This window comes from Nocardia aurantia (assembly GCF_009604425.1).
GTDB lineage: Bacteria > Actinomycetota > Actinomycetes > Mycobacteriales > Mycobacteriaceae > Nocardia > Nocardia aurantia.
This window is the reverse complement of record NZ_WEGI01000004.1, coordinates 405,816-430,042: the sequence shown is the minus strand read 5'-3', so window position 1 is coordinate 430,042 and position 24,227 is coordinate 405,816. Positions and strand designations below refer to the sequence as shown.

General features: G+C 69.3%; 16 protein-coding genes. 10 read left to right on the top strand and 6 right to left on the bottom strand.

The genetic code is table 11. The annotated features are described in order from the left end of the window. Positions 1 to 159 precede the first annotated feature (159 nt). Complete coding sequence (locus NRB56_RS11270) at positions 160 to 1,251, top strand: integrase (protein ID WP_153341057.1); 1,092 nt, start codon at positions 160 to 162, stop codon at positions 1,249 to 1,251. Positions 1,252 to 1,260: 9 nt separating this feature from the next. Here the strand turns inward: NRB56_RS11270 and NRB56_RS11265 are convergent, their stop codons facing one another. Next, positions 1,261 to 1,893, bottom strand: coding sequence for a flavodoxin family protein (locus NRB56_RS11265; protein WP_153341055.1), 633 nt, complete (start codon positions 1,891 to 1,893; stop codon positions 1,261 to 1,263). Between the two features lie 410 nt (positions 1,894 to 2,303). On the opposite strand from NRB56_RS11265, the gene lpdA reads away from it, so the two are divergent. The 4 genes from lpdA to NRB56_RS11245 are packed head-to-tail and all read left to right on the top strand — an operon-like array spanning position 2,304 to position 7,220. Next, positions 2,304 to 3,755, top strand: coding sequence for a dihydrolipoyl dehydrogenase (gene lpdA, locus NRB56_RS11260; RefSeq protein ID WP_319942841.1), 1,452 nt, complete (start codon positions 2,304 to 2,306; stop codon positions 3,753 to 3,755). Positions 3,756 to 3,765: 10 nt separating this feature from the next. Further along, the gene (gene pdhA, locus NRB56_RS11255) at positions 3,766 to 4,833 is read left to right on the top strand and encodes a pyruvate dehydrogenase (acetyl-transferring) E1 component subunit alpha (RefSeq protein ID WP_153341053.1); all 1,068 of its coding nucleotides are present in this window, start codon (positions 3,766 to 3,768) and stop codon (positions 4,831 to 4,833) included. Between the two features lie 20 nt (positions 4,834 to 4,853). Beyond that, complete coding sequence (locus NRB56_RS11250) at positions 4,854 to 5,837, top strand: alpha-ketoacid dehydrogenase subunit beta (protein ID WP_227837488.1); 984 nt, start codon at positions 4,854 to 4,856, stop codon at positions 5,835 to 5,837. Between the two features lie 21 nt (positions 5,838 to 5,858). Then, positions 5,859 to 7,220 carry a dihydrolipoamide acetyltransferase family protein gene (locus NRB56_RS11245; RefSeq protein ID WP_194290806.1) on the top strand — a complete coding sequence of 454 codons (1,362 nt, stop codon included), beginning with the start codon at positions 5,859 to 5,861 and terminating at the stop codon, positions 7,218 to 7,220. 736 nt (positions 7,221 to 7,956) lie between these two features. Here the strand turns inward: NRB56_RS11245 and NRB56_RS11240 are convergent. Continuing rightward, on the bottom strand, positions 7,957 to 9,003 hold the full coding sequence (locus NRB56_RS11240; protein WP_153341049.1) for a hypothetical protein: 1,047 nt from the start codon (positions 9,001 to 9,003) through the stop codon (positions 7,957 to 7,959). A 90-nt stretch (positions 9,004 to 9,093) separates the two neighbouring features. Beyond that, entirely contained in the window at positions 9,094 to 10,584 is a 1,491-nt protein-coding gene (locus NRB56_RS11235) for an ATP-binding protein (RefSeq protein WP_153341047.1), read from the bottom strand. A gap of 518 nt (positions 10,585 to 11,102) precedes the next feature. Between NRB56_RS11235 and NRB56_RS11230 the strand changes: the two genes are divergently transcribed. Next, positions 11,103 to 12,047 carry a family 43 glycosylhydrolase gene (locus tag NRB56_RS11230; RefSeq protein ID WP_319942840.1) on the top strand — a complete coding sequence of 315 codons (945 nt, stop codon included), beginning with the start codon at positions 11,103 to 11,105 and terminating at the stop codon, positions 12,045 to 12,047. A 111-nt stretch (positions 12,048 to 12,158) separates the two neighbouring features. Here NRB56_RS11230 and NRB56_RS11225 read toward each other — a convergent pair whose 3' ends face one another. Together NRB56_RS11225 and car are read right to left on the bottom strand one after the other, a co-directional pair. After that, entirely contained in the window at positions 12,159 to 12,614 is a 456-nt protein-coding gene (locus NRB56_RS11225) for an SRPBCC family protein (RefSeq protein WP_153341045.1), read from the bottom strand. Positions 12,615 to 12,693: 79 nt separating this feature from the next. Further along, the gene (gene car / locus NRB56_RS11220; RefSeq protein ID WP_153341043.1) at positions 12,694 to 16,203 is read right to left on the bottom strand and encodes a carboxylic acid reductase; all 3,510 of its coding nucleotides are present in this window, start codon (positions 16,201 to 16,203) and stop codon (positions 12,694 to 12,696) included. Between the two features lie 271 nt (positions 16,204 to 16,474). Between car and NRB56_RS11215 the strand changes: the two genes are divergently transcribed. From NRB56_RS11215 to NRB56_RS11200, 4 genes are all read left to right on the top strand, one after another. Continuing rightward, positions 16,475 to 18,214: a GMC oxidoreductase gene (locus NRB56_RS11215; RefSeq protein WP_153341041.1), complete on the top strand. Its 1,740-nt coding sequence runs from the start codon at positions 16,475 to 16,477 to the stop codon at positions 18,212 to 18,214. A gap of 208 nt (positions 18,215 to 18,422) precedes the next feature. Further along, positions 18,423 to 19,796, top strand: a complete 1,374-nt coding sequence (locus NRB56_RS11210; protein ID WP_319942839.1) for a metallophosphoesterase — start codon at positions 18,423 to 18,425, stop codon at positions 19,794 to 19,796. A gap of 430 nt (positions 19,797 to 20,226) precedes the next feature. Continuing rightward, a complete protein-coding gene (locus tag NRB56_RS11205; RefSeq protein WP_153341037.1) occupies positions 20,227 to 21,495 on the top strand; it encodes an MFS transporter in 1,269 nt (422 codons plus the stop codon). Between the two features lie 219 nt (positions 21,496 to 21,714). After that, positions 21,715 to 22,767 (top strand): nitric oxide synthase oxygenase, encoded by a 1,053-nt coding sequence (locus NRB56_RS11200; RefSeq protein ID WP_153341381.1) that lies wholly within the window; start codon positions 21,715 to 21,717, stop codon positions 22,765 to 22,767. Between the two features lie 105 nt (positions 22,768 to 22,872). On the opposite strand, the gene NRB56_RS11195 is transcribed toward NRB56_RS11200, so the two are convergent. Then, on the bottom strand, positions 22,873 to 24,138 hold the full coding sequence (locus NRB56_RS11195) for a LuxR family transcriptional regulator (RefSeq protein ID WP_153341036.1): 1,266 nt from the start codon (positions 24,136 to 24,138) through the stop codon (positions 22,873 to 22,875). Positions 24,139 to 24,227: the final 89 nt, after the last annotated feature.

The window sequence follows — 24,227 nt, the reverse complement described above, 5'->3', positions numbered from 1 at the left end:
AATTGTTGACACGCGGTTACAACAAAATTAGGCTCACTACGGCTCATGGATCCCGGTTTTCCGCCGGGGGCTCCCGCAGTGTTGCGCGAGCGCGTGGCCGCACGGCCGGAGCAGGACTTTCGGAATAAATACACGAGGGCTGCAACCATGCGCGACTCCATGGATATTCTGACCATATCACCGGCGATGACCCTTGCCGAGCGGAAGGCACTCACCCGCTCATTCGCAAGCACATACGCACGTGCCGACAAGCTGGAGAAGACCCGCATTCTGAATCAGGTCTGCGCCGCCACCGGCTGGCACCGTAATCACGCCCGCAAGGCCCTGAGCAACGCCACCCAGCAGGAATCCGTACCCACCCGCGCCGGCGCCGACCACGTGAAATACGACGGGAAAGTGGTCGACGCCCTGCAATTCTGCTGGACGATCCTGGACCAGCCGGCCGGCAAACGGCTCGCGCCGATCCTGCCGGAACTGGTCGCGGTCCTGCGCCGCCACGGGGAACTCGGCATCGACGATCGCACCGCGGACCTGCTCGGGGAGATGTCGCCGGCCACGATCGACCGCCGGCTCGCCGACGAGCGGCGCCGGCACCCACCCGCCCCCAGCCGCAAGATCCGGCTGGCCCCCACGGTGCGCGACGATCTCACCGCGCTCACCTGGAACGGCTGGGACCACACCCAGCCCGGCTTCGCCCGGGTGACCATGGCCCACGAGGGCCGCAGCCGCACCCTCACCGTCACCGACATCGCCACCGGCTGGACCGAGAGCCGCGCGCTGGGCGCGCCCGCGCAGGCGGCGGCCGCGGTGGAGGACATCGCGCGGATCCTGCCGTTCCCGATCCTGGGCCTCGGCTCGATCGACTGCGGCCGGGAGGCGGACGCCGTCCTGCTGGCCTGGTGCCGGCAGCGCCGGCTGACATTCGCGCGTTCCCGGATGGCCACCAGCTGCGAATTGCCGCCACCGCTCGCGCAGCAGCGACCTTTCCCGGGAGAACTGGCCCTGTGCGACGAGATCTGGATCGACCGTTCGATGCTGACCAATTATTTCCACCCGCAACAGCGACTGGTCGGCACCGCGCACGGCCGCCGGTACGACACCGCGACACCGTATCAACGGGTACTGCGGCACCCCGCGGTGACCGGCGAGGACAAGGCCATCCTCGCCGACACCTACCGGGGCATCAATCCGGCCGCGGTCCATCGGCATCTGAAAGCGGCGACCGCGCGGCTGCACGCCCTGCGCGCCTGAAACGGGCGATCACATCCCCGAATTGACCGGCACCCGCCCGGCCACGTATCCGGCGCGCCCGTGGGCGTGCAGATGCGCCAGATCGGCGACCCGCCTGCCCAGGAGGGCGCCCGTGCGCAGGTCGCTGGCCGGGGGTGCCGTGTCGGGACCCTGATCCACGTTGGCCTGCGCCATGACGCCGAGCCAGCTGCCGATCCGGTTGACCTGCTCCGGACCACCCGCGGAACTGTTCCAGCCGCAGTAGACATCGAGCCCGACCCAGATCATGCCGTGCTGGGCCGCGAAGATCGCCATCTGCGTGAGCGTCTGTAATTTGTCGCCGCTCATGGAACCGCCGACGGTGAATCCGGCGGCTATCTTGTCCCGCCAGCGCATGTTGTCGGCGAAAATCCCACTCGTCGATTCGGCGAATTCCCGGAAGGTGGCGCTGCTGCCACCCATATAGGTGGGCGAGCCGAATACGATCGCGTCCGCGGCATCGAGCACATCCCAGTTCCGATCGTCCATCTGCCCGACCGGAACGAGGTCGACGCCGGTGCCGGGAATATCGCCCGCGCCCTCCGCGACGGCCTCGGCCAGGCTGCCGGTGTGCCCTTTTCCGGTGTGATAGGCGACCGCTACCCTGGCCGACAATTGTCCCATCAGAAAGCCCTCCCTCGATAACGATTGCTGCCACAACTCTTTACCGCGAGAACATCTTCCGTAGTGTAGCCCACCTCGTGGGAACCCTTCATACTCGGCTACCCGTTCGCACACATTCCGCACCGATTCTTCGAGCCCGAAAATTTCGTCCCGAGTTTTCCGGCACGGTCATTCGACCAGTTCGAGCAATCGGCGCGCGATCAGGATTGAGGGGTGCCCGCGCGGCCGTGTGCGACCGCGGACCCGGCTGCGGGCTACCCGGTGCCTGATTGGGCTCCGTGCACAATCTTGTCGGCTGATCGCTGGGCTTTCCGGCGCTTGATTGTGCTGCGAGTACGCGCAAGACTCGTGTCGACGACCTGTGCCGTACCCGGCGCACGGTTTCCGTTCGAGACTGAGGAGCACCACGAGTGCCGGATTTCGATCTGCTGGTGATCGGTGGCGGGCCGGGTGGCTATGTCGCCGCCATCCGGGCGGCCCAGCGCGGGCTGTCGGTGGGCCTGGTGGAGAAGGAGCGGCCCGGCGGGGTCTGCCTGAACTGGGGCTGCATCCCCACCAAGGCGATGCTGCGGTCCGCCGAGGTCTTCCACACCGTCACCGCCGCAGCCGAATTCGGCGTATACGCGGACAACGTCCGGTACGACTTCGGGGCCGTGCGCCAGCGCAAGGACGGCATCGTCAAGGAACTCACCGACGGGGTCGCCGGACTGCTGAAGGCCAACGGCGTCACGGTGATCGAGGGGCACGCGCGGTTCACCGGTCCGACCTCCGTCGAGGTGTCCGAGGCCGGGCCGTCACCGATCTTCCCCGGCGGACCGCGCTACGCGGCCGCCCCGACCACCGCCCTCCGGCGGATCGAGGCGCGGGATGTCGTCGTCGCCACCGGTTCGGTACCGGCCCGGCTGCCGATTCCGGGCGCCGACCTGCCGGGCGTGATCACCTCCGACGGCGCGTTCGGGCTGACCGAGGTGCCGGGCCGGGTGGTGATCGTCGGCGGCAGCGCCGTCGGCGCGGAGTGGGCCAGCCTGTTCCACACCTTCGGCGCCGAGGTCACGATCGTCGAGATGCAGGATCGGCTCGTCCCCGTCGAGGACGCGGAAATCGGTGCGGCGCTGGACCGTTCGTTCGGCAAGCGCGGCATCACCGTACTGACCGGCGCGACGGTGCAGTCGATCGCCGAGACCGCGGGCGGCCTGCGCGTCACCGTCGGCGGCCCGAAACCCGCCGAGTTGGACGCCGATGTGGTGCTGGTGGGCGTCGGCCGGCGGCCCAACACCGCCGACCTCGGCCTGGATGTCGCCGGAATCACCACCGACGCACGGGGTTTCGTTCCGGTCGATGAGGGCCTGCGGACCGGCGTCGAGCACGTGTACGCGATCGGCGACGTCACCGGCAAGGCGCTGCTCGCGCACGTCGCCTCGCATCAGGGCATCGTCGCGGCCGACGTGATCACCGGACATCCGGCGCACATCGACTACGCGGTGATCCCCGCGGCCACCTTCACCCATCCGGAGATCGCCAGCGTCGGGCTCACCGAGGCGGCCGCCCGCGAGGCCGGGCACGAGATCGTCACCGCCAGATTCCCGTTCGCGGCCCTGGGCCGCGCCAAGACCTTCGGCGAGACCGAGGGTTTCGTGAAGATCGTGGCCGGACAGCGGCACGGCGAGGTACTCGGCGTGCACATCATCGGCCCCTCCGCCAGCGACCTGATCACCGAAGGCGCCCTGGCGATTTCGCTCGAAGCGACGCTCGACGAGCTCGCCGGCACCATCCACGCCCACCCCACCCTCGGCGAGATCGGCATGGAGACGGCCCTGGCCGGTCTCGGCATGCCCCTGCACATCGCGCCGCGTAAGCGCTGAGGAGATCGCGATGACCACCAGCACCGCACCCCGCGAGACGGCCCACGAGGCCACGCGCACAACCCCGTTCGCCGGCGAGAACCCGGACGTCCTGCGCGGCTGGTACCGCGACATGCTGTTCGTGCGGCGCTTCGAGGAGCGCACCGCGCAGAGCTACCAGCAGGCCAAGATCGGCGGCTACTGCCACCTCAACCTCGGCGAGGAGGCCACCGTCGTCGGCATCGGCGCCGCCATGCGGCCGACGGACTACCTGTTCACCAACTACCGCGAGCACGGCTACGCGCTGGCCAAGGGCATCGAACCCGGCCGGGTGATGGCCGAACTGTACGGGCGCGCCACCGGCACCTCCAAGGGCTGGGGCGGGTCGATGCACATGTACGACACCGAAACTCGGCTGCTCGGCGGCTACGCCATCGTCGGCGGCCAGGTGCCGCTGGCCGTCGGCGCCGCGCTGGCCGTCGACTACCGCGGCGGCGACGACGTGGTGGTGTGCCAGATGGGCGAGGGCACAACGAATATCGGCGCCTTCCACGAATCGCTGAACATCGCCGCGCTGTGGCGGCTGCCGGTGGTGTTCCTGGTGGTGAACAACCAGACCGGGATGGGCACCACCGTCGAGAAGTCCTCCGCGGAACCGGAACTGTACAAGCGCGCCGCCGCCTACCGGATGCGCGGTGAACGCGTCGACGGCACCGACGTGCTCGCCGTCCGCGACGCCGCCGCCGAACTGATCGAGGGCGCGCGCCGCGAGGGCAAACCCGCCGTGCTGGAAGCGGTCAGCTACCGGCTCAAGGGCCATTCGGTGGTCGACCCGGCGAAATACCGCTCCGCCGAGACGGTTTCGGAGGCGCGGGCCCACGATCCGATCGAACGCTTCGCCGGTGAGCTGCGCGCCGCCGGACTGCTCGACGACGACTCGGCCGCCGCGGTCGAGGCCGAGGTACGCGAACGGGTAACCGCCGCGGTCGATTTCGCCGACGCGAGCCCGCATCCCGAACCGTCGAGCCTGTTCGACTACACCTATGCCACCCCGGTCGCGGGCGACTCCCGCCGCCTGCCCGCCGACCCGCTGTTCTGAGGTAACCGACTATGCCAGTCATGACCTATCGCGAAGCGCTGCGCGAGACCCTCCGCGAGGAGATGCGGCGCGACGAGGACGTCTTCCTGATCGGGGAGGAGATCGGCGTCTTCGAGGGGTCCTACAAGATCACCGCCGGCCTGCTGGCCGAGTTCGGCGAGAAGCGGGTGCGCGACACCCCGATCGCCGAGGAGGGTTTCGTCGGCGCCGCCATCGGCGCGGCCATGCTCGGCCTGCGCCCGGTCGTGGAGATCATGACCATCAACTTCTCGCTGCTGGCACTGGATCAGATCGTCAACCACGCGGCCAAGATCTACGGCATGTTCGGCGGGCAGACCAACGTGCCGATGGTGATCCGCACCCCCGGCGGCGGCGGACAGCAACTGGGCGCGACACATTCGCAGAACATCGAGCTGTACTACGCGTTCGTGCCCGGCCTGAAGGTGGTCGCGCCGAGCACCCCCGCCGACGCCCGCGCGCTGCTGAAAGCCGCCATCGCCGACGACGATCCGGTGCTGTTCCTGGAGAACCTCTCGCTCTACAACACCAAGGGCGAGGTGCCCGCGGAACTTCCGGCCGCCGAGATCGGCAAGGCCGCGATCACCCGCTCCGGCACCGACATCACCCTCATCGGCTATTCCCGGATGGCCACCGTCTGCGGTCAGGTCGCCGAACGACTTGCCGCCGAAGGCATTTCCGCCGAGGTGATCGACCTGCGCAGCCTGCGCCCGCTGGACCGCGACACCCTGGTGACCTCGGTCCGCAAGACCGGCTGCGCGGTGGTCGGCGAGGACGACTGGCTCACCTACGGCATCGGCGCGGAGGTGGCGGCCTCGATCTCCGACGGCGCCTTCGACTACCTCGATGCTCCGGTGCGCCGGGTCGCGATGGCCGAGGTGCCGCTGCCCTACGCCAAGCCGCTGGAGCAGCTCGCGCTGCCGTCGGCCGATTCCCTGTACACCGCCGCGCGGGAAACCCTCGCTGCCGTGGGCCGTCGTCGCTGAGCCGGCTCGAAAGGATCGAACATGTCCGACATCGTCATGCCCCGGCTCTCCGACACCATGGAGGAGGGAGTCGTCGTCAGCTGGCTGAAGCAGGTCGGCGACCGGGTCAGCCGCGGCGAGGTGCTCGCCGAGATCGAAACCGACAAGGCCCTCATGGAATTGGAGGCCTACGACGACGGGGTGCTGGAGCGGATCGTCGCCGAGGCCGGGGCGCGGGTACCGATCGGTACTACGATCGCCCTGCTCGGGGACGGGACGGGTTCGGCTGTGGGGCCGGATGTTTCGGCTGCGGCAGCCGCGGGTAGCGGCACGGCCGCTTCCGGTGCGCCTGAATCCGCACCCGGACTCGCCGGGGCCGCACCCGCTTCCGATCGTTCCACCACACCCGCCGAAGCCGACAGCGGCGCGTCCGGTGGCGGCCCGGTCGAGACCGGTGTGATCGGTTCGGGCACAGCCGGTTCCGCCGACGGCCGCCGCCGCCGCCCGAAGTCTTCGCCGCTGGCCCGCAAGATCGCGGCCGAGCGCGGGGTCGACCTGGCCGTTGTCACCGGAACCGGCCCCGGCGGGCGGATCACCCGGCGCGATGTCGAGAACGCGCCGGTCGCGCCCGAGAATGCCATGCCTGCAACATCTTTCGAGGTAAACGGCACCACGAACGTCGGGGCGGGGGCAGCCGCCGCCCCCGCCTCCGGCGACTACGACGAGATCCCGCTGACCACGATCCAGCGCGTCTCGGCCGTCCGGCTCACCGAGAGCAAACAGCAGGCCCCGCACATCTATCTGACCAGCGCGATCGACGTGACCGATCTGCTGGGGTTCCGGGTGGAGATCAACCGGACCCTGGAGGCCGCGGGCGCGGGCAAGGTCAGCGTCAACGACCTGCTGGTGAAGGCGGTAGCGACCACGCTGCGCCTGGATCCGGCCGTGAACGTGTCCTTCGCGGGCGATAAATTGTTGCAGCACAAGGGTATTCATCTAGGAATCGCGGTGGCGACGCCGGCGGGCCTGCTGGTGCCCGTGGTCCGCGACGCCGATCGCAAATCGGTCTCGGAGATCGCGCGGGAGTCCCGCGACAAGGCCGAGCGAGCCCGCGACCGCAAGCTGCGCGCCGACGAGATGTCCGGCGGTACCTTCACGATCTCGAACCTGGGCATGTTCGGGGTCGAGCAGTTCACCGCGGTGATCAACCCACCCGAATCGGCGATCCTCGCTGTCGGCGGCGCCACCGACGAACTGCGCCTCGACGGCGGTGAGGTGGTGACCCGCAAGATCCTGCGCGTCACCCTCTCCGCCGACCACCGCGCGATCGACGGCGCCGTCGCGGCTCGCTTCCTCCAGCAGCTGAAGTCCTTGCTGGAGAACCCGTTACGCATCGTGGCGTAACCCCTGTACCTCGGCGGCCGTCGACCCTCGGCCGCCGACACCGCCATCGCGGCGGCCGGTACCGGTTCACCCCGGCCGCCGCGATCCATCGGAGCGCCACGAGCGCTCCCGGGTCCGGACCATCCGTCCGGTACGGCGGAGGTGAACACCGAGGCGGCGAGCCCGGCCACCAGCCGACTCGCCGCCTCCGGCGTTCCGGTCGACCCGCGACCGCGATCGGCCCGGTCGACCCGCGGGCGCCTCGGTCCGGTCAGCCCACGAACCCTTCCTTCCGGTCCAGCCGTGACCGGTGCCTGTCGCGGCCGTTCCGATCGAGGTTCGCCATCGCGCCTACCGGATCGCTCGTTGTCCACGACCGCTCGCGGCTCGGCCGGACCGGCTCTGCGGCAACGCATCTCAGCTGTCAGATCCGAGGCGGCGGGCCCGGCCACCAGCCGACTCGCCACCTGCGGCGTTCCGGTCGACCCGCGACCACTTCGTTCCAGCCAGCCCGCGACCGCCTCCTTCCGGTCCAGCCGCAACCGCTGCTTCCGGTCCAGCCGTGACCGCTACCTTCCGATCCAGCCGTGACCGGTGCCTGTCGCGGCCGTTCCGGTCGACCGATCGCCGCCGCGCGCCTACCGGAGCGCTCGTTGTCGGCGATGATTCGTGACGGCTCGGCCGGGATCGGCTCTGCGGCAACGTATTCGACTGCCGAATCCGAAGTGCCGGATCGGCTGTCGGAACCGGTGGGTCATCACCACTCTCCGTCGGCGATCGGCTTGCCCGGCGGGTCACCGAGGTGCTTCACCTGACCTGCCGACGGCGGCTGCCAGGGTTCGTGGTCGTCGCCGAACCATTCGCCGACCGGGGCGACGCCGGTGAGCGGGTCGGCCGGCGCCAGATCGGTGCCGTCGGCGTCGTAGTAGTCGAACCAGGGCAGGCCCGCATCGGTGTAGGCCTTGCGGTCCACCGGCGACGGGGGCGGCACCTCACCGGTGATGGCACGCCAGTCCCGCGGCGTGACCAGATGCACGAACACCCGGCCGGACGGCTCGGCCGCCCAGTCCGTCGCCGGACGGGTGTCGTGGAAGATCTCCTGGCGCATGGTGCCACCGACCCCGAGACCCATCGCCTTCGCCCGCACCGGGGCCCCACCCGGAGCCGGCGGCGGTGCGCCGAACGCCGCTCCCGCCGGCGCGGGCATCGCGCTGGGGAACGGCGGCGCGCTACCGACCGCGGTCTCGCGCAGCCGCTTCATCTCTCGCTGCTGTTCGGCCTGCCAGCGCTCTCGCGCAGCGGGAGTCAGTGCGAAGTTCTGCAATTGGATTCCGCCCCAGACCTCTTCGCCGGTGACCTGCCCCTCGACGGTCGCGCCGAGGCCCATCGGCACCGCCACGAATTGCCGGATGGTGCCCTTACCGGAGTTGATGCCGTCCAGCCACGGTTGCCGCGGCAGCACCACATAGTTCTGTGGATCGCGGGCCAGCCGCGAACTCCACGGCTTCCCCGACACCGCGCACACCTTGCCGACCCCCACCTGCAGCGCGGCCGGCTCCTCGGTACCGAACGACAACCACATCGCCTCGCGCACATACATCGGCAGCATCACCCCGCCGCGCCGCCGCCATTCCTCGGGCACCGCGTCCGCGTAATCCGCCACCCGCCGCACCGGGAAATCACCCAGCCCCGGCGGCAGCGGATGCGTACCCTCCTCCGGCAATCGCAGGGTGCGGACGAACCGCACTCCTACCCCACCGGGCAGTACCACCCGGTTCCCGTCCAGCCGCACCCCGTCGCTCATACCCGGCACCCTATGCTCCCGGCCACTGTCCGGGTAGCGAATTACCCTCGGCAGCCGAGGATTCCGCGGGTCGCGTCCACGCGGCAGGCGCTACGGAGTTGCCAGCCGATAGACCGTCCGCTGTCCACGCCCTCCCACCTGGTCGATCAGCCCGCCGGCCCGCATTCGTGCAAGTGCCTTGCGAATACCGCTGATCGACAGATTGAGCCGAGAGTCCAACTCCGCGATGGTCTTCGGGCCTTCGGCCAGGATGTCGCTGATTCGCTGCTGGCCCTCCGACAGTCCCGTGACTGCCGACGGGTCCGCGCGGGCGAGCGACACCGCTGGGGACGATTGTGGCGCCTCGGCGGTGATCCGGCCGTCGGCGGGCCGCAGCACCGCGGTGAACCGGATCCCAGCGTCGTCGTACCGCGCCGGCGGCAGCCCGGCTTCCGAGAGAGCCTGGGCGATGGTCGGCATACCCGTCGCCAGTGCCTCGATCACACGACCGCCGGTCTCGGGCGAACGGAGGTACTGACAGATGTTGACCAGCCACATGTTTCGAGCCGAAGTCACGACATCCTTCCCGAGCCGATCCACCGTGATGCCGTAGAGCCCGCCCGGATTGGTGACGATCAGGCGATCACGCCGGAGCCGCACCTCCACTGCCATACCCATGGACCACTCGTCGAGATCGCGGTGCAGCAGTGCGTTGGCGATCAATTCCCGGAAGGCGATCAGAGGGTATGCCGGCACATCGACCACGGTTCCGTCCGGTCGCGACAGCAGCAGGTTGCCGAAGTTCTGTTCCGCCCATTCGAGTGCTCCGTCCAACATCCGTGGGATCGGCCCGGAGATCGTCACCTGATTGCGGGCCCGGGTACCCGGCGGGTCGGTCGGCGACGGCTCGGCGGCAGCACGAATGATCAAGCGGGGGAACCACTGCTGCGGATACGTGCCGAGAGCCAGCAGCCCGGCGCGGGTCGGTACACCGTCGACAGTGATCACACCGGCACGCCGCAGCAGTTCGTCCCCCTCGAAACGACCCAGCCCCTGCCGATCGCGCAGTCGAACGGTGCGAGCGAAACCGTCGACCAATTCCTCGTCGAGATCGCCACGGGATGAGTCGCTGACCGGGATCCGGTCGAACAGCGGTGGACGGCGCGCGGCGAGAAATGCTTGTTCCTCCAATGCCGACATATGGAAATCGCCGTCGTAGCCGCGCAGGTAGGCCGCGCCGGTCGCGGTCACCCGGCACGGCTTGGCGGACGGAGCGCACTCGTGGACTGTTGCCGCGATCACCGGCTCGCCGTCGACTGTGCCGTCCTCGATCGTCAATTGGACGGGCGGGGTGAATGAGCGCGCCTTCTTGGCCAGCCCTTGTTTCAACGTCTGCGGGTCCGGGAGACGAACCGGACGAAATCCGCCGCGCTCGTCGAGCCCGAGGATGATCAATCCGCCCCCTGGATGGTTCGCCAGGGCGGACAAAGTGCTGGTCAACGACTCGGGGAGGCCGCCCGCAGCGGACTTCACCTCGATATTCGTCCCGTCACCAGCAGAGGCCCGCAGACCTGCGACCACGTCGGAGAGTTCGATCGGCATGAGGAAACCTTACCTAAATATACCCTCAAATACACCCTTAATACCCCCTTGTAATGCCCCCTGCGGCCATAAAAGAACCCGTCAGGGCGCCCTGGGTCTCGCGCGCAGAGACGCCTGCTATCGGGTCGGCGGCGGTGTGCGGCCTCACCACAGTCGCCGAACGACAGCTCGTTTCGTGCGTTTCCGGGATCGCAGAGGTCGGCAGTATGCGTTTCGTAGGGTCAGAGCCTACGAAACGCATACTGCCGGGCGCAGCGAGGCGACGGCGGCCGAACGTGGGGCCGCCGGGCTGATGCTGATTCCGCGAGAACGAAAGGGCCGTCGCCGAGGCCCGAAGCAGCATTGGAAATCAACGGGTGACGGCCACTGCACACCCCGACGTCCTCGAATCAGGCGCCTCGATCGAGCGGACTGTTCAGGGAGTCGGCGGGCATCGATGGCACAGCCGGTGCGTGGCCGGGTCCGGGCCCGGCGCGCCTGCCGTGGGTCGTCCTGCTCGGACCGCAGAATCGCTGCTCGTGGCGATCACCGTGGGACGCAGGTCCGTACTCGCACTGCTGGCGGGGGTGGCTGTGCGGGCAGCGGGCCGGGCGGGTGCGCAGGCGCCGGGAGGCGTTGACGCGCAGGAGGTTCCGAGTCGGTACACGATGACGGCGTTCCGGGCCGACAGTGACAGCACGCTGGCGGTGTACGAGTCGGCGGACGGGACGTGGTTCACACCGGTGGCGGAGCGTGCGTACATGCCGGCGGTGGGGGTGGTTCGGGATCCGAGCGTGTTGTGGCACACCGACGGGTGGTACTACCTCACCTATACGTCGGCCGCCGACGCGACCTCGATCGGTATGGCGCGCAGCCGGAATCGGATCGACTGGACGGCGCTGCCGCCGGTGCCGATGCTGGTGCCCGGGCGGCTGGAGGGGACGTGGGCGCCGGAGTGGTATTCCGGTGCCGACGGGCGGGTCGGGATCGTCGTGTCGCTGACCTGGGGGTACGGGTTCACCCCGCATCTGCTGACGGCGCGGGGACCGGCGCTGTCCGTGTGGTCGCCGCCGATCCCGCTGCTCGGGATCGGGCCTTGCGGGCCGGGATCGCTGGGATACATCGATGCCGAGCTCGTCCGGTTCGGCGGGCGGGTGTACGCGTTCGTGAAGAACGAGGATACGAAGCTGGTCGAGCTCGCGGTGGCCGGTCATCCGCTGGGGCCGTATCGCTTTGTCGCCAAAGGGGATTGGGCGGGGTGGGGTGGGCCGCTGGAAGGACCCTCGGTGGTGGTGCTGCCCGGCGGGGGGCATCGGATCTACCTCGACGCCTACACCGAGGGGCGTTATCTCTACAGCGACAGCTATGACGGGTTCCGGACGTGGTCGGCGCCGGCCGAGCTTCCCGGTCTCTCCGGGGTCGTGCGGCACGGCACGGTGCTCGCCGAATTCGGTTCGGCGGCAACATCCGACGGGTCGGAGTAGCGGTACACAATTCGGGCGCGAGACCGGCGCGAGCCGGGCGGAATTGCCCGGCTCGCGCCGTGGTGGGCTCGGCGACCGTGGGCGGTGACACGATCGATGCCGGGTCCCCGATCAGGGGTGCTGCACGTCCCCGCGCCAGGCCCCGGTCTCGTGGGGCTGGTCCTCGATGTACTCCTTGAATCGGCGGAGGTCGCCCTTGACCCGGTGGTCGAGTACGCCCAGTTTGTCGCCGACGTTCTCGAGGAAGCCCTCGGGGTCGATGTCCATCTGGGTGATCACCCGCGTCGTGTTGTCGTCGATGCGGTGGAAGGTCACGACGCCGGCGTGCTTGGGGCCGTTGTCGGAATGCCAGGCGACCCGCTCGTCGGGGTGTTGTTCGGTGATGGTGGCGTCGAACTCGCGCTCGACGGGGCCGATCTTCACCGTCCAGTGGGTGTGCGTGGGGTCCAGCTGATCTATGCGCTCGACACCCTCCATGAACGCTGGAAAGGACTCGAACTGGGTCCACTGGTTGTAGGCGGTACGAAGTGGGACCTTCACCTCGGTCGAGGCGGTGATGGTGCTCATGTTCTGACCTCCTTGCTCCGGTCGGGTTCCATTCGGCGACTACCCGGCGCGGTGCCGGGAAAACAGCGAGGTCGCGGAATCACAGGAGTTTCAGCAGGTGCAGGTCGGTGACGTATTTGTGGATCAGGGCGGGGGTGAGGTGGGGGATGTCACCGTCGGGGCCGAGGTCGGCGCGCCGCACCGCGGCGCGGAACAGGTCGGCAGGCAGGGTCGCGCCGCGGGTCGGCGGGGCGGGGTTGCGGTAGGCCTGGAGCAAGGGCAGGACCGACTGCTGGCGTTGCTGCTGGGGCAGGCCCAGCAGGGCGGTCTCGAAGCGGGCGAACCATTCGTCGTAATGCTCGAAACGGCGGATCGGGTGACCCTCGTCGATGAGCCAGTCGACGAACTGGTCCAGGGAGATCCCGTCGTCGTGCGGGTTGAGGACGTCGTAGGTGTGGTAGCCCGCGCCGGACGCGACGCCGAGGGCGGTGATCGCCTCGGCGGTGAAGTCGGCGGGCAGGCCGTCGTAGTGGGCGCGCTGCCGATGGCCCGCGGAATCGGTGCGGTAGAAGGACTTCGGGGCCAGGCCGGTCGCCAGGATGCTCAGCAGCAGGCGGGTGAACATGTCGACGACGTTCAGCTGTCCGGCGTAATAACTGTGCGCGAGGATCATGTCGGAGCGGAACACCGAGACCGGCAGGCCGAAGCGGTCGTGCGCCTCGCGCAGCAGCACCTCGCCGGCCCACTTGCTGTTGCCGTAGCCGTTGGCGTACGAATCGTCCAGTGCCCGTTCGGGACTCATCTGCCGGATGTCGCCGTCCTCGGTGAACGCGCCCGGGGCGATCTGCCCGGCCACCGCCACCGACGACAGGTAGGTGACCGGCTTGCGGCGGGTGGTCAGCGCCAGGCGCAGGATCTCCGCCGTGCCGGCCACGTTGGGCCCGAACAGCTGGTCGTAGGGCAGGACGTGGTTCACCAGGGCGGCGGGATGCACGATCATGTCGGTGATCTCGGCCAGTCGTCGCCAATCCGGTTCGGACAGGCCGAGATTCGGTTCGCCGATGTCGCCGGCCAGGACCTGTAGCCGTCGTTGCGCCAGATCCCGGTAGTGGCGCTGCAATCCGAGGTCGCCGGTGTCGAAGGCCGCGTCCAGGCGGGCGCGCGCGGCCGCGGCGTCCTTGCCGCGGACCAGGCAGATCAGCGACCCGTCGCGGGCGTCCAGCCGTTCCAGCCATTGCAGGCACAGGAATCGGCCGAGGTAACCGTTCGCGCCGGTGAGCACTACGGTGCGCGGCGGATCCGCGGCGGGCGGCGCGGTGGTGGCGGCGGTCAGGGTGGTCTCGTCGAGGAATTTCTCCAGGGTGAGGTCCGCGGCGCGGATCCGGTCGCCGGCGCCGTGCACGCCGCGCGCGGTGGGGCGCACGCCGCGGCTCGCCCGCTCGTTCTCGATGTACCTCGCCAGCTCCGCGAGATCCACTGCGGGACCGACGATCACACCGACCGGCACCTCGACGTCGTACATCTCGCGGAGCAGATTCGACAGCGACAGCGCCGACAGCGAATCGCCGCCCAGGTCACCGAAGTGCGAATCCGGTGCGATATCCGCGTCGCCGGTGCCGAGCAGGGCCCGCACGGCGCGCATCACGGTCTCCAGGGTGGGCCGATCGCCGGCGCCGGCGCGCAGCGTGGACAACTCGTCGATCTGCTGCTGTTCCAGCTGCCGGTACAGCTGTTCCAGTTGCGCGCCGTAGCGCTCTTTCATCTTGGGGCGCAACAGCTTTCCGACCCCGGACAACAGGCCCTCGGTCCGGGTGAAGGGATGCGTCTCGATGATCAGGTCGCGGGGGATCTCGTAGGCGGCCAGGCCCGCGTTCTGCGCGATCCGTTGCAGCGAATCGGTGAGCACGGCCAACAGGTCGTCCGGATGCGCTTCGCGCGCTTCGTCGGTGGGCACCACCACCGCCAGTACGTAGGCCCGCTCGCTGGACCCGTACACGAAGATCTGCCGGACCAGTGAGCTGGTCGCGTAGACCGCCTCCAGCTGGGAGACCGCCACGAACTCGCCCTGCGACAGTTTCAGCACGTTGTTGCGGCGGTCGACGTAGACCAGTTCGTCCGGGCCGGTTTCGGCCATGATGTCGCCGGTGCGGTAGAAGCCGTCCTCGTCGAACATCTCCGAGGACAGCTCCGGGCGCTTGTAGTAACCGGGGAACATCGTCATCGTCTTGATGAGCAGTTCGCCGCGGGGATGCGGCTGGTCGGTGGTGTAGTAGCCGAGTTCGGGTACGTCGACCAGCTTGTAGTCCAGCACCTCGGGACGGCGGATGTGGTTGTCCCGCAACACTCCTCCGGCCTCGGTGGAGCCGTAGCCGTCGTGCAGCGGCTGTTCGAACACCGACTCGACGAACGCCCGCATCTCCGCGGACAGCGGTGCGGTGCCGCTGCCCACCGACAGCACGCGGCCACCGAACTGCCGCTCCCGCAGATCGGTTCGCACCGCGCGCTCGGCCGCCGCGCGGTCCTCCCCCGCGGCGATCCGGTGCTCGACGGCGCTGGTGAACTCCTGGAACACCAGGTCGCAGATGCGCGGCACGAAGAACAGCGAGGTGGGCCGGGCGAGCGAGAAATCGTCGAGCAGGGTGGACATGTTGCTGGCGGCGGCGAAATACGAAGTGCCGCCGGTCATCAGCGCCGACGTCAGCTGCAACCGGCCGGCGAGGTGACTCAGCGGCATGTAGCTCAGCCCGATCGTGGGCAGCTTCGGCACCAGGCCGGATTCGTATCGTGCCCGCCAGAGCGCGGATACCATGCGCTCGGTGTACATCGCGCCCTTCGGGGTGCCGGTGCTGCCGGAGGTGTAGATGAGCATACTGAGCGGGTTCTCCCCGGCCGGCGGAATGTACAGCGGGACCTCGGGCAGGTTGTGCCCGCGGTCGAGCAGAGTGGCCAGGGCGCACACCCGGACCGGGCTGCCTGCGGCGACCAGCCGGTGGCGCGCGGCCTCCATCGCCGCGCGGTGGCCGTCGTCCTCCGGGTGGTAGTCGAACACCAGCAGCTGTTCCGGGGCGTAACCGGTCAGGATCGCCTCCACCGCGTCCGCGAGGAATTCCGCTCCGGAGGCGAGGATCCGCGGGGTGGTCTCGGCGAGGATCGCCGCCCACTGCCCCGGCGGGGCGCTGAATTGCAGCGGGACGGCGACGATGCCCTGCCGTGCGCAGGCCAAATCGATGACGACGTAGTCGGCGGAGGTGAACCCGAGGATGGCGACGAAGTCCCCGGCGCGCACCGGATGTCGTTCGTCGCGATGCCAGGCGGCGGCCAATGCGCCCGCGCCCGACCACATCTCGCGATAGGTGATGGTGTCGAAGACCGGCAGCAGCCGGCGAACCCGCCGGCCGGTGTCGTCGGAGCCGAGTTCGGCCGCCCGCATGCCGAGAGCGGGCCGGTCGGAATAGCCGGTCGCGAGAATGTCGAGGATCTGCGAAAGCCGCATGCTCGGCCGCAGCACCGCATCGGTGACGTCGTCCGACGGCAGCGCGGCGCGGACTTGGGGATCGGTGAGAATTTCGTCGATGCGACGCTGCTGATCGGCGTCCCATGTGTTCGCCATGCCCGGCCTCCTGGAGGACTCATCCGGCGGATCGCGGTGGACAGCACTCGCGGCGGGTACGCGCCCCGCCCGGGTGCATCCGCCGCGGGCGCACCCATAGCAAACTGACAGCAATCACTAGATTACTGCCTCGGATCCGCGCGCACACCACGGGTGCGCCGCCACTGCGCCCGCGGGCACGACGGGCCTTGTCATCAGCACGGCCACCGGCGATTGGTACCCGGCACAAACAGTCGTGCGTAACCGGGAGTAACTGTTAACGTCGGGGATTATGACCGCGCAGCAGTACGACTTCGACGTCCTCGTCATCGGATCCGGATTCGGCGGCAGCGTGACCGCGCTGCGCCTGGTCGAGAAGGGGTACCGCGTCGGCGTACTGGAGGCCGGCCGCCGCTACCGGGACGCCGATTTCGCCGACACCAGCTGGAATCTGCGCCGGTACCTGTGGGCGCCGGCGCTCGGCTGCTTCGGCATCCAGCGCATCCACCGGCTGCGGGACTGCTTCATCCTGGCCGGCGCCGGGGTCGGCGGTGGATCGCTGAACTACGCGAACACGCTGTACAAGCCCGGCGCGGCGTTCTTCGGCGACCCGCAGTGGGCCGGGATCACCGACTGGGACGACGAGCTCGGCCCCTACTACGACCAGGCCCGCCGGATGCTCGGCGTGGTGCCCAATCCGCACGTCACGCCCGCCGACGAGATCATCCGCGAGGTCGCCGAGGACATGGGCCGCGGCGACACGTTCGTACCGACCCCGGTCGGCGTGTACTTCGGCGAGCCGGGCAAGACCGCGGCCGATCCGTACTTCGGCGGCGCCGGCCCCGAGCGCACCGGCTGCCTGGAGTGCGGCGAGTGCATGACCGGCTGCCGGCACGGCGCGAAGAACACGCTGGTCAAGAACTATCTGGGCCTCGCCGAACAGGCCGGTGCGCAGGTGTTCCCGATGACCACCGCGCGGACGCTGCGGCCGCAGCCGGACGGCAGCTGGCGGGTGGACACGGTCCGCACCGGATCGCCGGTACGCCGCCGCCGCACGATCACCGCCGAACGCGTGGTGCTCGCGGCGGGCACCTGGGGTACCCAGCGGTTGTTGTTCCGGATGCGCGACCAGGGTGTGCTGCCCGCGCTGTCGGCCCGGCTGGGCGTGCTGACCAGGACGAATTCCGAGGCGATCCTCGGCGCCGGCCGCCCGGTGCTGGATCCCGGCCTGGACCTGACCCGCGGCGTCGCGATCACCTCCTCGTTCCATCCGACCGCCGACACCCACATCGAACCGGTCCGGTACGGCAAGGGTTCGAACGCGATGGGGTTGATGCAGACCTATCTGGTCGACGGCGGTCACCGGGTGCCGCGCTGGATGCGCATCATCCCGATGATCGTGGGCCACCCGGTCCGGACCAGCAAGCTGCTGCGGACCCGTAAATGGTCCGAACGGACAATGATCCTGCTGGTCATGCAGAGCCTGGACAACTCGATCACGACCTTCACCAAGCGCGGAATACTCGGTCGGCGATTCACCAGCAAACAAGGCTACGGAGAGCCGAACCCCACCTGGATCCCGGCCGGGCACGAGGTGACCCGCCGGGTCGCCGACAAGATCGGCGCGATCGCCGGGAGCACCTGGCCGGACCTGTTCGGGATCCCGCTCACCGCGCATTTCATCGGCGGCTGCACGATCGGCGCGGACTCCGAGCACGGCGTGATCGACCCCTACCACCGGGTGCACGGATACCCGACGCTGAGCGTGGTCGACGGTTCCGCCATCTCGGCGAATCTCGGCGTGAACCCGTCGCTGACCATCGCCGCCCAGGCCGAACGGGCCGCGGCGCTGTGGCCGAACCGGGGCGAGGCCGATCCGCGGCCCGCCGCCGGTGCGGAGTATCGGCGGATCTCGCCCGTCGCGCCGCGGCAGCCCGTGGTGCCGGACTCGGCGCCCGCCGCCCTGCGCCTTCCCATCGCCGAGATCCGCCACACCGGTGTGCAGTCGTCATCGGGACTTTCCCCGGCGTAGGCCCAGGCGAACACCATCTTGCCGATGGTGTCGGCGCGAGACGCAAATATCCCGCGCCGGAAGCCGATCGGACACGTCCACAGCGCGGGACGTTCAGACGACGGTCCTACCGTTGCCGGGACGAAACCAGAGACACTGGGTGGAGGTCTCCATGGGCACTCGGCTACGGACGGTGTGGTTGGCGAACGTAGCGGTCGGAGCGGCGGCAGTGACCGTGCGGACCCCGTTCCGGACGCCGGCGGCGTTCCACACCCGTACGACGGAACCTGTTCGGACACAACGGCAATCGCTGGTCGCCTCGGATCTCGAGGTGGTGACGGTGACGGACCGGTCGGCGGTGCTGACCTGGACCACCCGCGCCCGCGACGGCTCCGGGCGGCCGCGGCCGGCGCCCGCGGACACCGAGGTGCGCATCGCACCCGCCGACGGGCGGCTCCCGGCGACCACGTATTTCCACGCCACCGAGCGCACCCCGTTCCACTACGCGGAGATCCACGGGCTCGAGCCCGGCCGGTCGTACCGGTTCGAGGCGTATTCGGACGGGCGGCGCGCGGTCCCGGCGCGCACGCTGGTGACCCGCGCTCCCGGCACGCCCGAATCCACGGGCGTGTTCACCACCCTCACCCCGCCGCCGGGCGTGTTGCTGCGCACGGTGGTGCTGGCCAACGACGTGCACTACGGCGAGCGCACCAGCGGCCTGCTGGTCGCCGGATTCCCCAGCGGGTTCCGCGACGAGTTCGCCGAACATCCCGAGCTGATGCTCGAGGCTGTCCTCGACGACGTGCACCGGCCCGACCGGGCCGCCGACCACCTGATCCTCGCCGGTGACCTCACCGACAGCGGCACCCCGGAACAGTCCCGCGCGGTGCGGGACCGGCTCGACCGCTGGGGCCGGCACGGCGACGACTGGCTGGTCTGCCGCGGCAACCACGACGCGCCGATCGCACCGGACAACGATCCGTGGGGAGCGGCCTTCCACGCGCGGCAGCAACTGATCACCCACGAGGCCGGCGGATTGCGGCTGATCGGGCTAGACACCACGCGGCTGCGCGGCTCCGGCGGCACGATCGTCACCCCGCAGCTGGACCGGCTGCGGGAGGTACTGGCCGCCGATCCCGACCGGCCCACCATCGTGTTCGGGCATCATCCGGTGACGCTGTCCGCCGCGGTGAGCAATCCGGGCGGACCGGGTTTCGTCCTGGACCGCGCGACCGCCGCCGGCCTGCACGAGCTGTACCGGCAGTCGCCCGGCGTCTTCCTGCACCACAGCGGGCACACGCACCGCAACCGGCGAGGGCGGCCGGACATCGGGATCGACGTCGAGTTCACCGAGGGTGCCGCGGTCAAGGAGTATCCGGGCGGCTATCTGATGGTCCGGCTGTACACCGGCGGGTACATGGTCAACTTCTACAAGACCCGTACCGAGGCCGCGCGGCGCTGGAGCACCCGCACGCGCCGCCAGTACCTGGGCCTGCACCCGGACCACTCACTCGGGAGTTTCGCCGACCGGAATCACGTTGTACTGCGCGATCTCACTGCGTTATCGGCCTCCGCTTCGCTCCGGCGGTCGAGGCCCTCGTGACCCCGGGCCGTAATTTTGGCCTCCGCTTCGCTCCGGCGGTCGAGGCCCTCGTGACCCCGGGCCTTCCCTCCTCCGGCTCCTCCGCTTCGCTCCCCCGCCTCCGTCGGTCCAGGCCCGGGGCGGGCCTCGACATTCCGGCGGCGGTGGATGGGATGGTGACCGGACGGGGTCCGTCGAATCCGCTACTCCGCCTTCGGAGTAGGCGAGAACGTCGCTACGGGGGAGCGACGGGCGGACGCGGGGTAAGCGACGGCCTCACGGAATACCAAGTGGCCGTAAAGTTTCTCAAGGGAATGTTAGAAACGGTTCGAAGTGGGGCGCCGAATCCGGGGTGAAATGCACACTTTCGCCGCGGCGCCGGTCCGCGACCGGCGACGTGCCGGTGGCGATTCCGGCGCCACCGGAATCGTCTCGCCCGGTTAGGACCGATATGTCGCAGCCTTCCAGCGGCCGGCTCACCACCGACCAGCGCAATGCCTTCCTCGCGGCCCAATTGGGCTGGACGATGGACGCTTTCGACTTCTTCCTCGTGGTGCTGGTGTACGCCGACATCGCGAAGACCTTCCATATGAAGACCTCCGAGGTCGCGTTCATCACGACGGCGACGCTGATCATGCGGCCGGTGGGGGCGCTGCTGTTCGGGCTCTGGGCGGATCGGGTGGGTCGGCGGATCCCGTTGATGGTCGACGTCGCCTTCTATTCGGTCGCCGGATTCCTGTGCGCCTTCGCGCCGAACTTCACGGTGCTGGTGATCCTGCGGCTGCTGTACGGCATCGGCATGGGTGGCGAATGGGGGCTCGGCGCGGCGCTGGCGATGGAGAAGATTCCGGCCGAACGCCGCGGGTTCTTCTCCGGGCTGCTGCAGGAGGGTTATTCGTTCGGATATCTGCTGGCGTCGCTGGCCTCACTGCTGGTGATCAACTGGTGGGGGCTGTCGTGGCGGTGGTTGTTCGCGTTGTCGCTGGTGCCTGCGGTGGTGATCCTGATCATCCGATCGCGGGTGAAGGAGTCGGAGGTCTGGGAGTCCACGCAGGAGAAGCTGCGCAACACGAAGACCTCGGTACGGAAGGTGCTGACCAGCCCGATCGTGTTGCGCCGCTTCGTCTATCTGGTGCTGCTGATGACCGCGTTCAACTGGATGAGCCACGGCACCCAGGACGTGTATCCGACCTTCCTGTCCGCGCACGTGCACGAGGGCGCCGGGCTGTCGACCACCACCGCGCGCTGGATCGCGGTGCTCTACAACGTCGGTGCGATCATCGGCGGCCTGGTGTTCGGCACGCTGTCGTCGAAGTACGGGCGCCGCAACACAATCGTGTTCTGCGCGATGCTCGGCCTGCCGATCGTGCCGTTGTTCGCGTATTCGACCACTGCCGGAATGCTGTGTCTCGGTTCGTTTCTCATGCAGTTGGCGGTGCAGGGCGCCTGGGGGGTGATCCCGGCGCACCTCACCGAGATGTCGCCGGACGCCATCCGCGGCTTCTATCCGGGGGTCACCTATCAGCTGGGCAACCTGCTGGCCTCGCTGAATCTGCCGATCCAGGAGCGGCTCGCCGAACACCACGGATATCCGTTCGCGCTGGCGGTGACGATCATTCCGGTCTTCCTGACGGTGATCATCTTCACCACGCTCGGCAAGGAGGCCAGGGGGATTCGCTTCGGCAGCGCGGAACCCACCCCGGAGTCCGCGCCCGCCTGATCCTGTCGCAAATGCCTGGTTCACCGGCAGATCCGTTCTCCACAAACACGATATCGTTGTGAAACAACCCACATGACACGTCCGGCGCTGGCACGATGACAAGTGCAGTTATCACGTAGCACGTCGCATCGAACCGGAGTTGTCGTGGATCGCACCGCCGCTCGTGTCCCGTCCGTCGCTCTGCCGAAACCGTCGCCCGACGCGGGCCTGGCCCGCAGGATGCGCGAATGCGACGAATTCTTCCGGCAACCCGAACTCGCGCATCTCCCCCGCCGGCGACGGCTGACGGCGTTGTGGCAGTTGCGTACCCACGGCAGCTACCGGCAGACCCCCGAGGAGATCCTGATCGGCGCGCAATTGGCGTGGCGCAATCACGATCGCTGTGTGGGCCGCAGCCATTGGCGCTCATTGGATCTGATCGACGCCCGATCCGCAGGCTGCGCCGCCGATCTGGCCGCGGCCTGCTTCGAGCACCTACGCCGGGCCTTCGACGGCCGCGCGGTGCGCTCCCTGATCACCGTCGGCCCGCCGGCGGACCCCGGCGGGCACCCGTACCGGATCATCAACGCGCAGTTGATCCGATACGCCGGATACCCCGCTCCCGACGGCACGGTGATCGGCGATCCGGACAACGTCGCCCTCACCGATCTGGCCCGCCGGCTCGGCTGGCGCGGCGCGCACACCGCCTTCGACGTACTGCCCCTGCTGATCAGCGCACCCGGCGAGCCGCTGCGCTGGTTCCCGTTGCCGCCGGACGTCGTCCGCGAGGTCCCGCTGGAACACCCCGAACACCCATGGTTCGCCGGCCTGGGCCTCAAATGGCATGCGATACCCGCGGTGTCGAACATGGACCTGGAAATCGGCGGCATCACCTATCCCGTCGCCCCCTTCAACGGCTGGTACGTGTCCACCGAGATCGGCGCCCGCAACCTCAGCGGCCACGACCGCTACGACATGCTGCCGGTGATCGCCGAACGACTGGGCCTGGACCGCACCAGCGAACGCACCCTGTGGCGCGACCGAGCCCTGGTGGAACTGAACATCGCTGTGCTGCACAGCTACCGGAAGGCCGGCGTCTACATCGTCGACCACCACACGGTCGCCAAGCAGTTCGTCGGCCACATCCAGCGCGAGGCCGCCGCCGGCCGCGGCTGCCCCGCCGACTGGTCCTGGATCAATCCCCCCATGTCCGCCGGCCTGACCCCCACCTTCCACCGCTACTACGACCCACCCGACCCCACCACCCGCCCGAACTTCGTCCGCCGGAACTGAACCCGGAACATCGGGAACACCGCTGCCCGGGAACCCTTGTCCGGCAAGCATTGTCATGGTGTAGAGGTCCATTCGAGCGCCGGGGGTTCCGGCGGCTGCGGCGACTCAGGCGCCGACACCCAGGCGGGTGCCGAGGACGGCGGCCTCGCCTCGGGTGGTGACGTCCAGTTTCTTCAGCAGGCGGGCGACGTGGAATTTGACGGTGCTCTCGGCGATGCCGAGGGCATCGGCTATGGCGCGGTTGCGTTTTCCGGTGGTGAGGTGGCCGAGGACTTCCAGTTCGCGACGGTTCAGGGTGGACAGGGGGTGTTCGCGGGGGTGGGGGCGGGTGTGTTCCAGGGGGATGGTGACGGTGACTCGGCTGCCCCAGCCGGGCACCGATTCCAGGGTGCAGGCGCCGCGGACGGCGTCGGCGCGGCCGGCCAGTTGCCGGGACAGGGCCTCGGTGTCAAGGGTGCCCGCGGCCTGTTCCTGGGCATCGATCAGCAGGTTGTCGCCGTCGCACGACCAGGCGACGCGGATCCGCTCGGGGCCGGGTTCGGCGCCGAAGGCCAGGACCACCGCACGCACCATCGCCCTTGCGGCATAGGCGATCTCGCCCGAGATGCTGCGGTCGTCGGCAGGGGCCGAGCAGTGCAGATCGATGCCGCGGCCGGACAGCAGCGAGTCGATCTCGGCGTGCAGGCGGGCGAACGCCTCGGTCAGTGGTTCGGCGAATCGGGCGCGGTCGGATTCGCCGGCCGCGCGCAGCGAAATCAGTGCGCCGGAGGCGATCTCGGTGGCGGCGGCGCGGGCGCGGCGGTCGTCGAGGTCCGCGGAGCGCAGGGTGCCGAGCAGGCCGGTGAGGGTCGCCTCCTGGACGGCGGTGAGTTCGGCGATGGTGCGGGCGCGTTCGCTGGAGGCGGCGCGGGATTCGGCCAGGTAGTCGGGGCTGGCCTGCGCCACCTGCTGCCGGATCGAGGTCGCGACGATGCCGAACTGGGCCGAAAGTTCTTCCGGCGCGGCCACTTCCGCGCCGTCGGGGAGGGTGAGGACCAGGAGGGTGTCGGTGCGGTCACGGACCGACCACACCCGGTGCGTGCCGCCGGCCAGCCGCGCCGGGCCCGTGGCGGTCGCGCCGGGCGGCAGGGACTGCCGCAGGACGTCGAGTTCGCCGACCGTGACCCGCTCGATGAACTCCGCGGGGCCGGCCACCTTGCGCGGGCGGCCGGTGCACTCGCGGGTGAAGATGATCAGGGCGGTGTGCGGGCAGCGGTCGGCCAGGCGCTGAGAGAACCGGTTCGCGATCTCGGCCAGCGGTCCGTCGATCACCTCGCGCATCCCGGACAGCAGTTCGGCGGGTGTTTCGGTGCGTCGCGCGGGTCTGGCCATCCGCCCACTCTAGATTTCGGGCGGCCCGCCGCACCTGGCCGTTCGGACAGTTCCCGCCGTCCGGTCGGCCAGGTCCGAACTGGCCGACC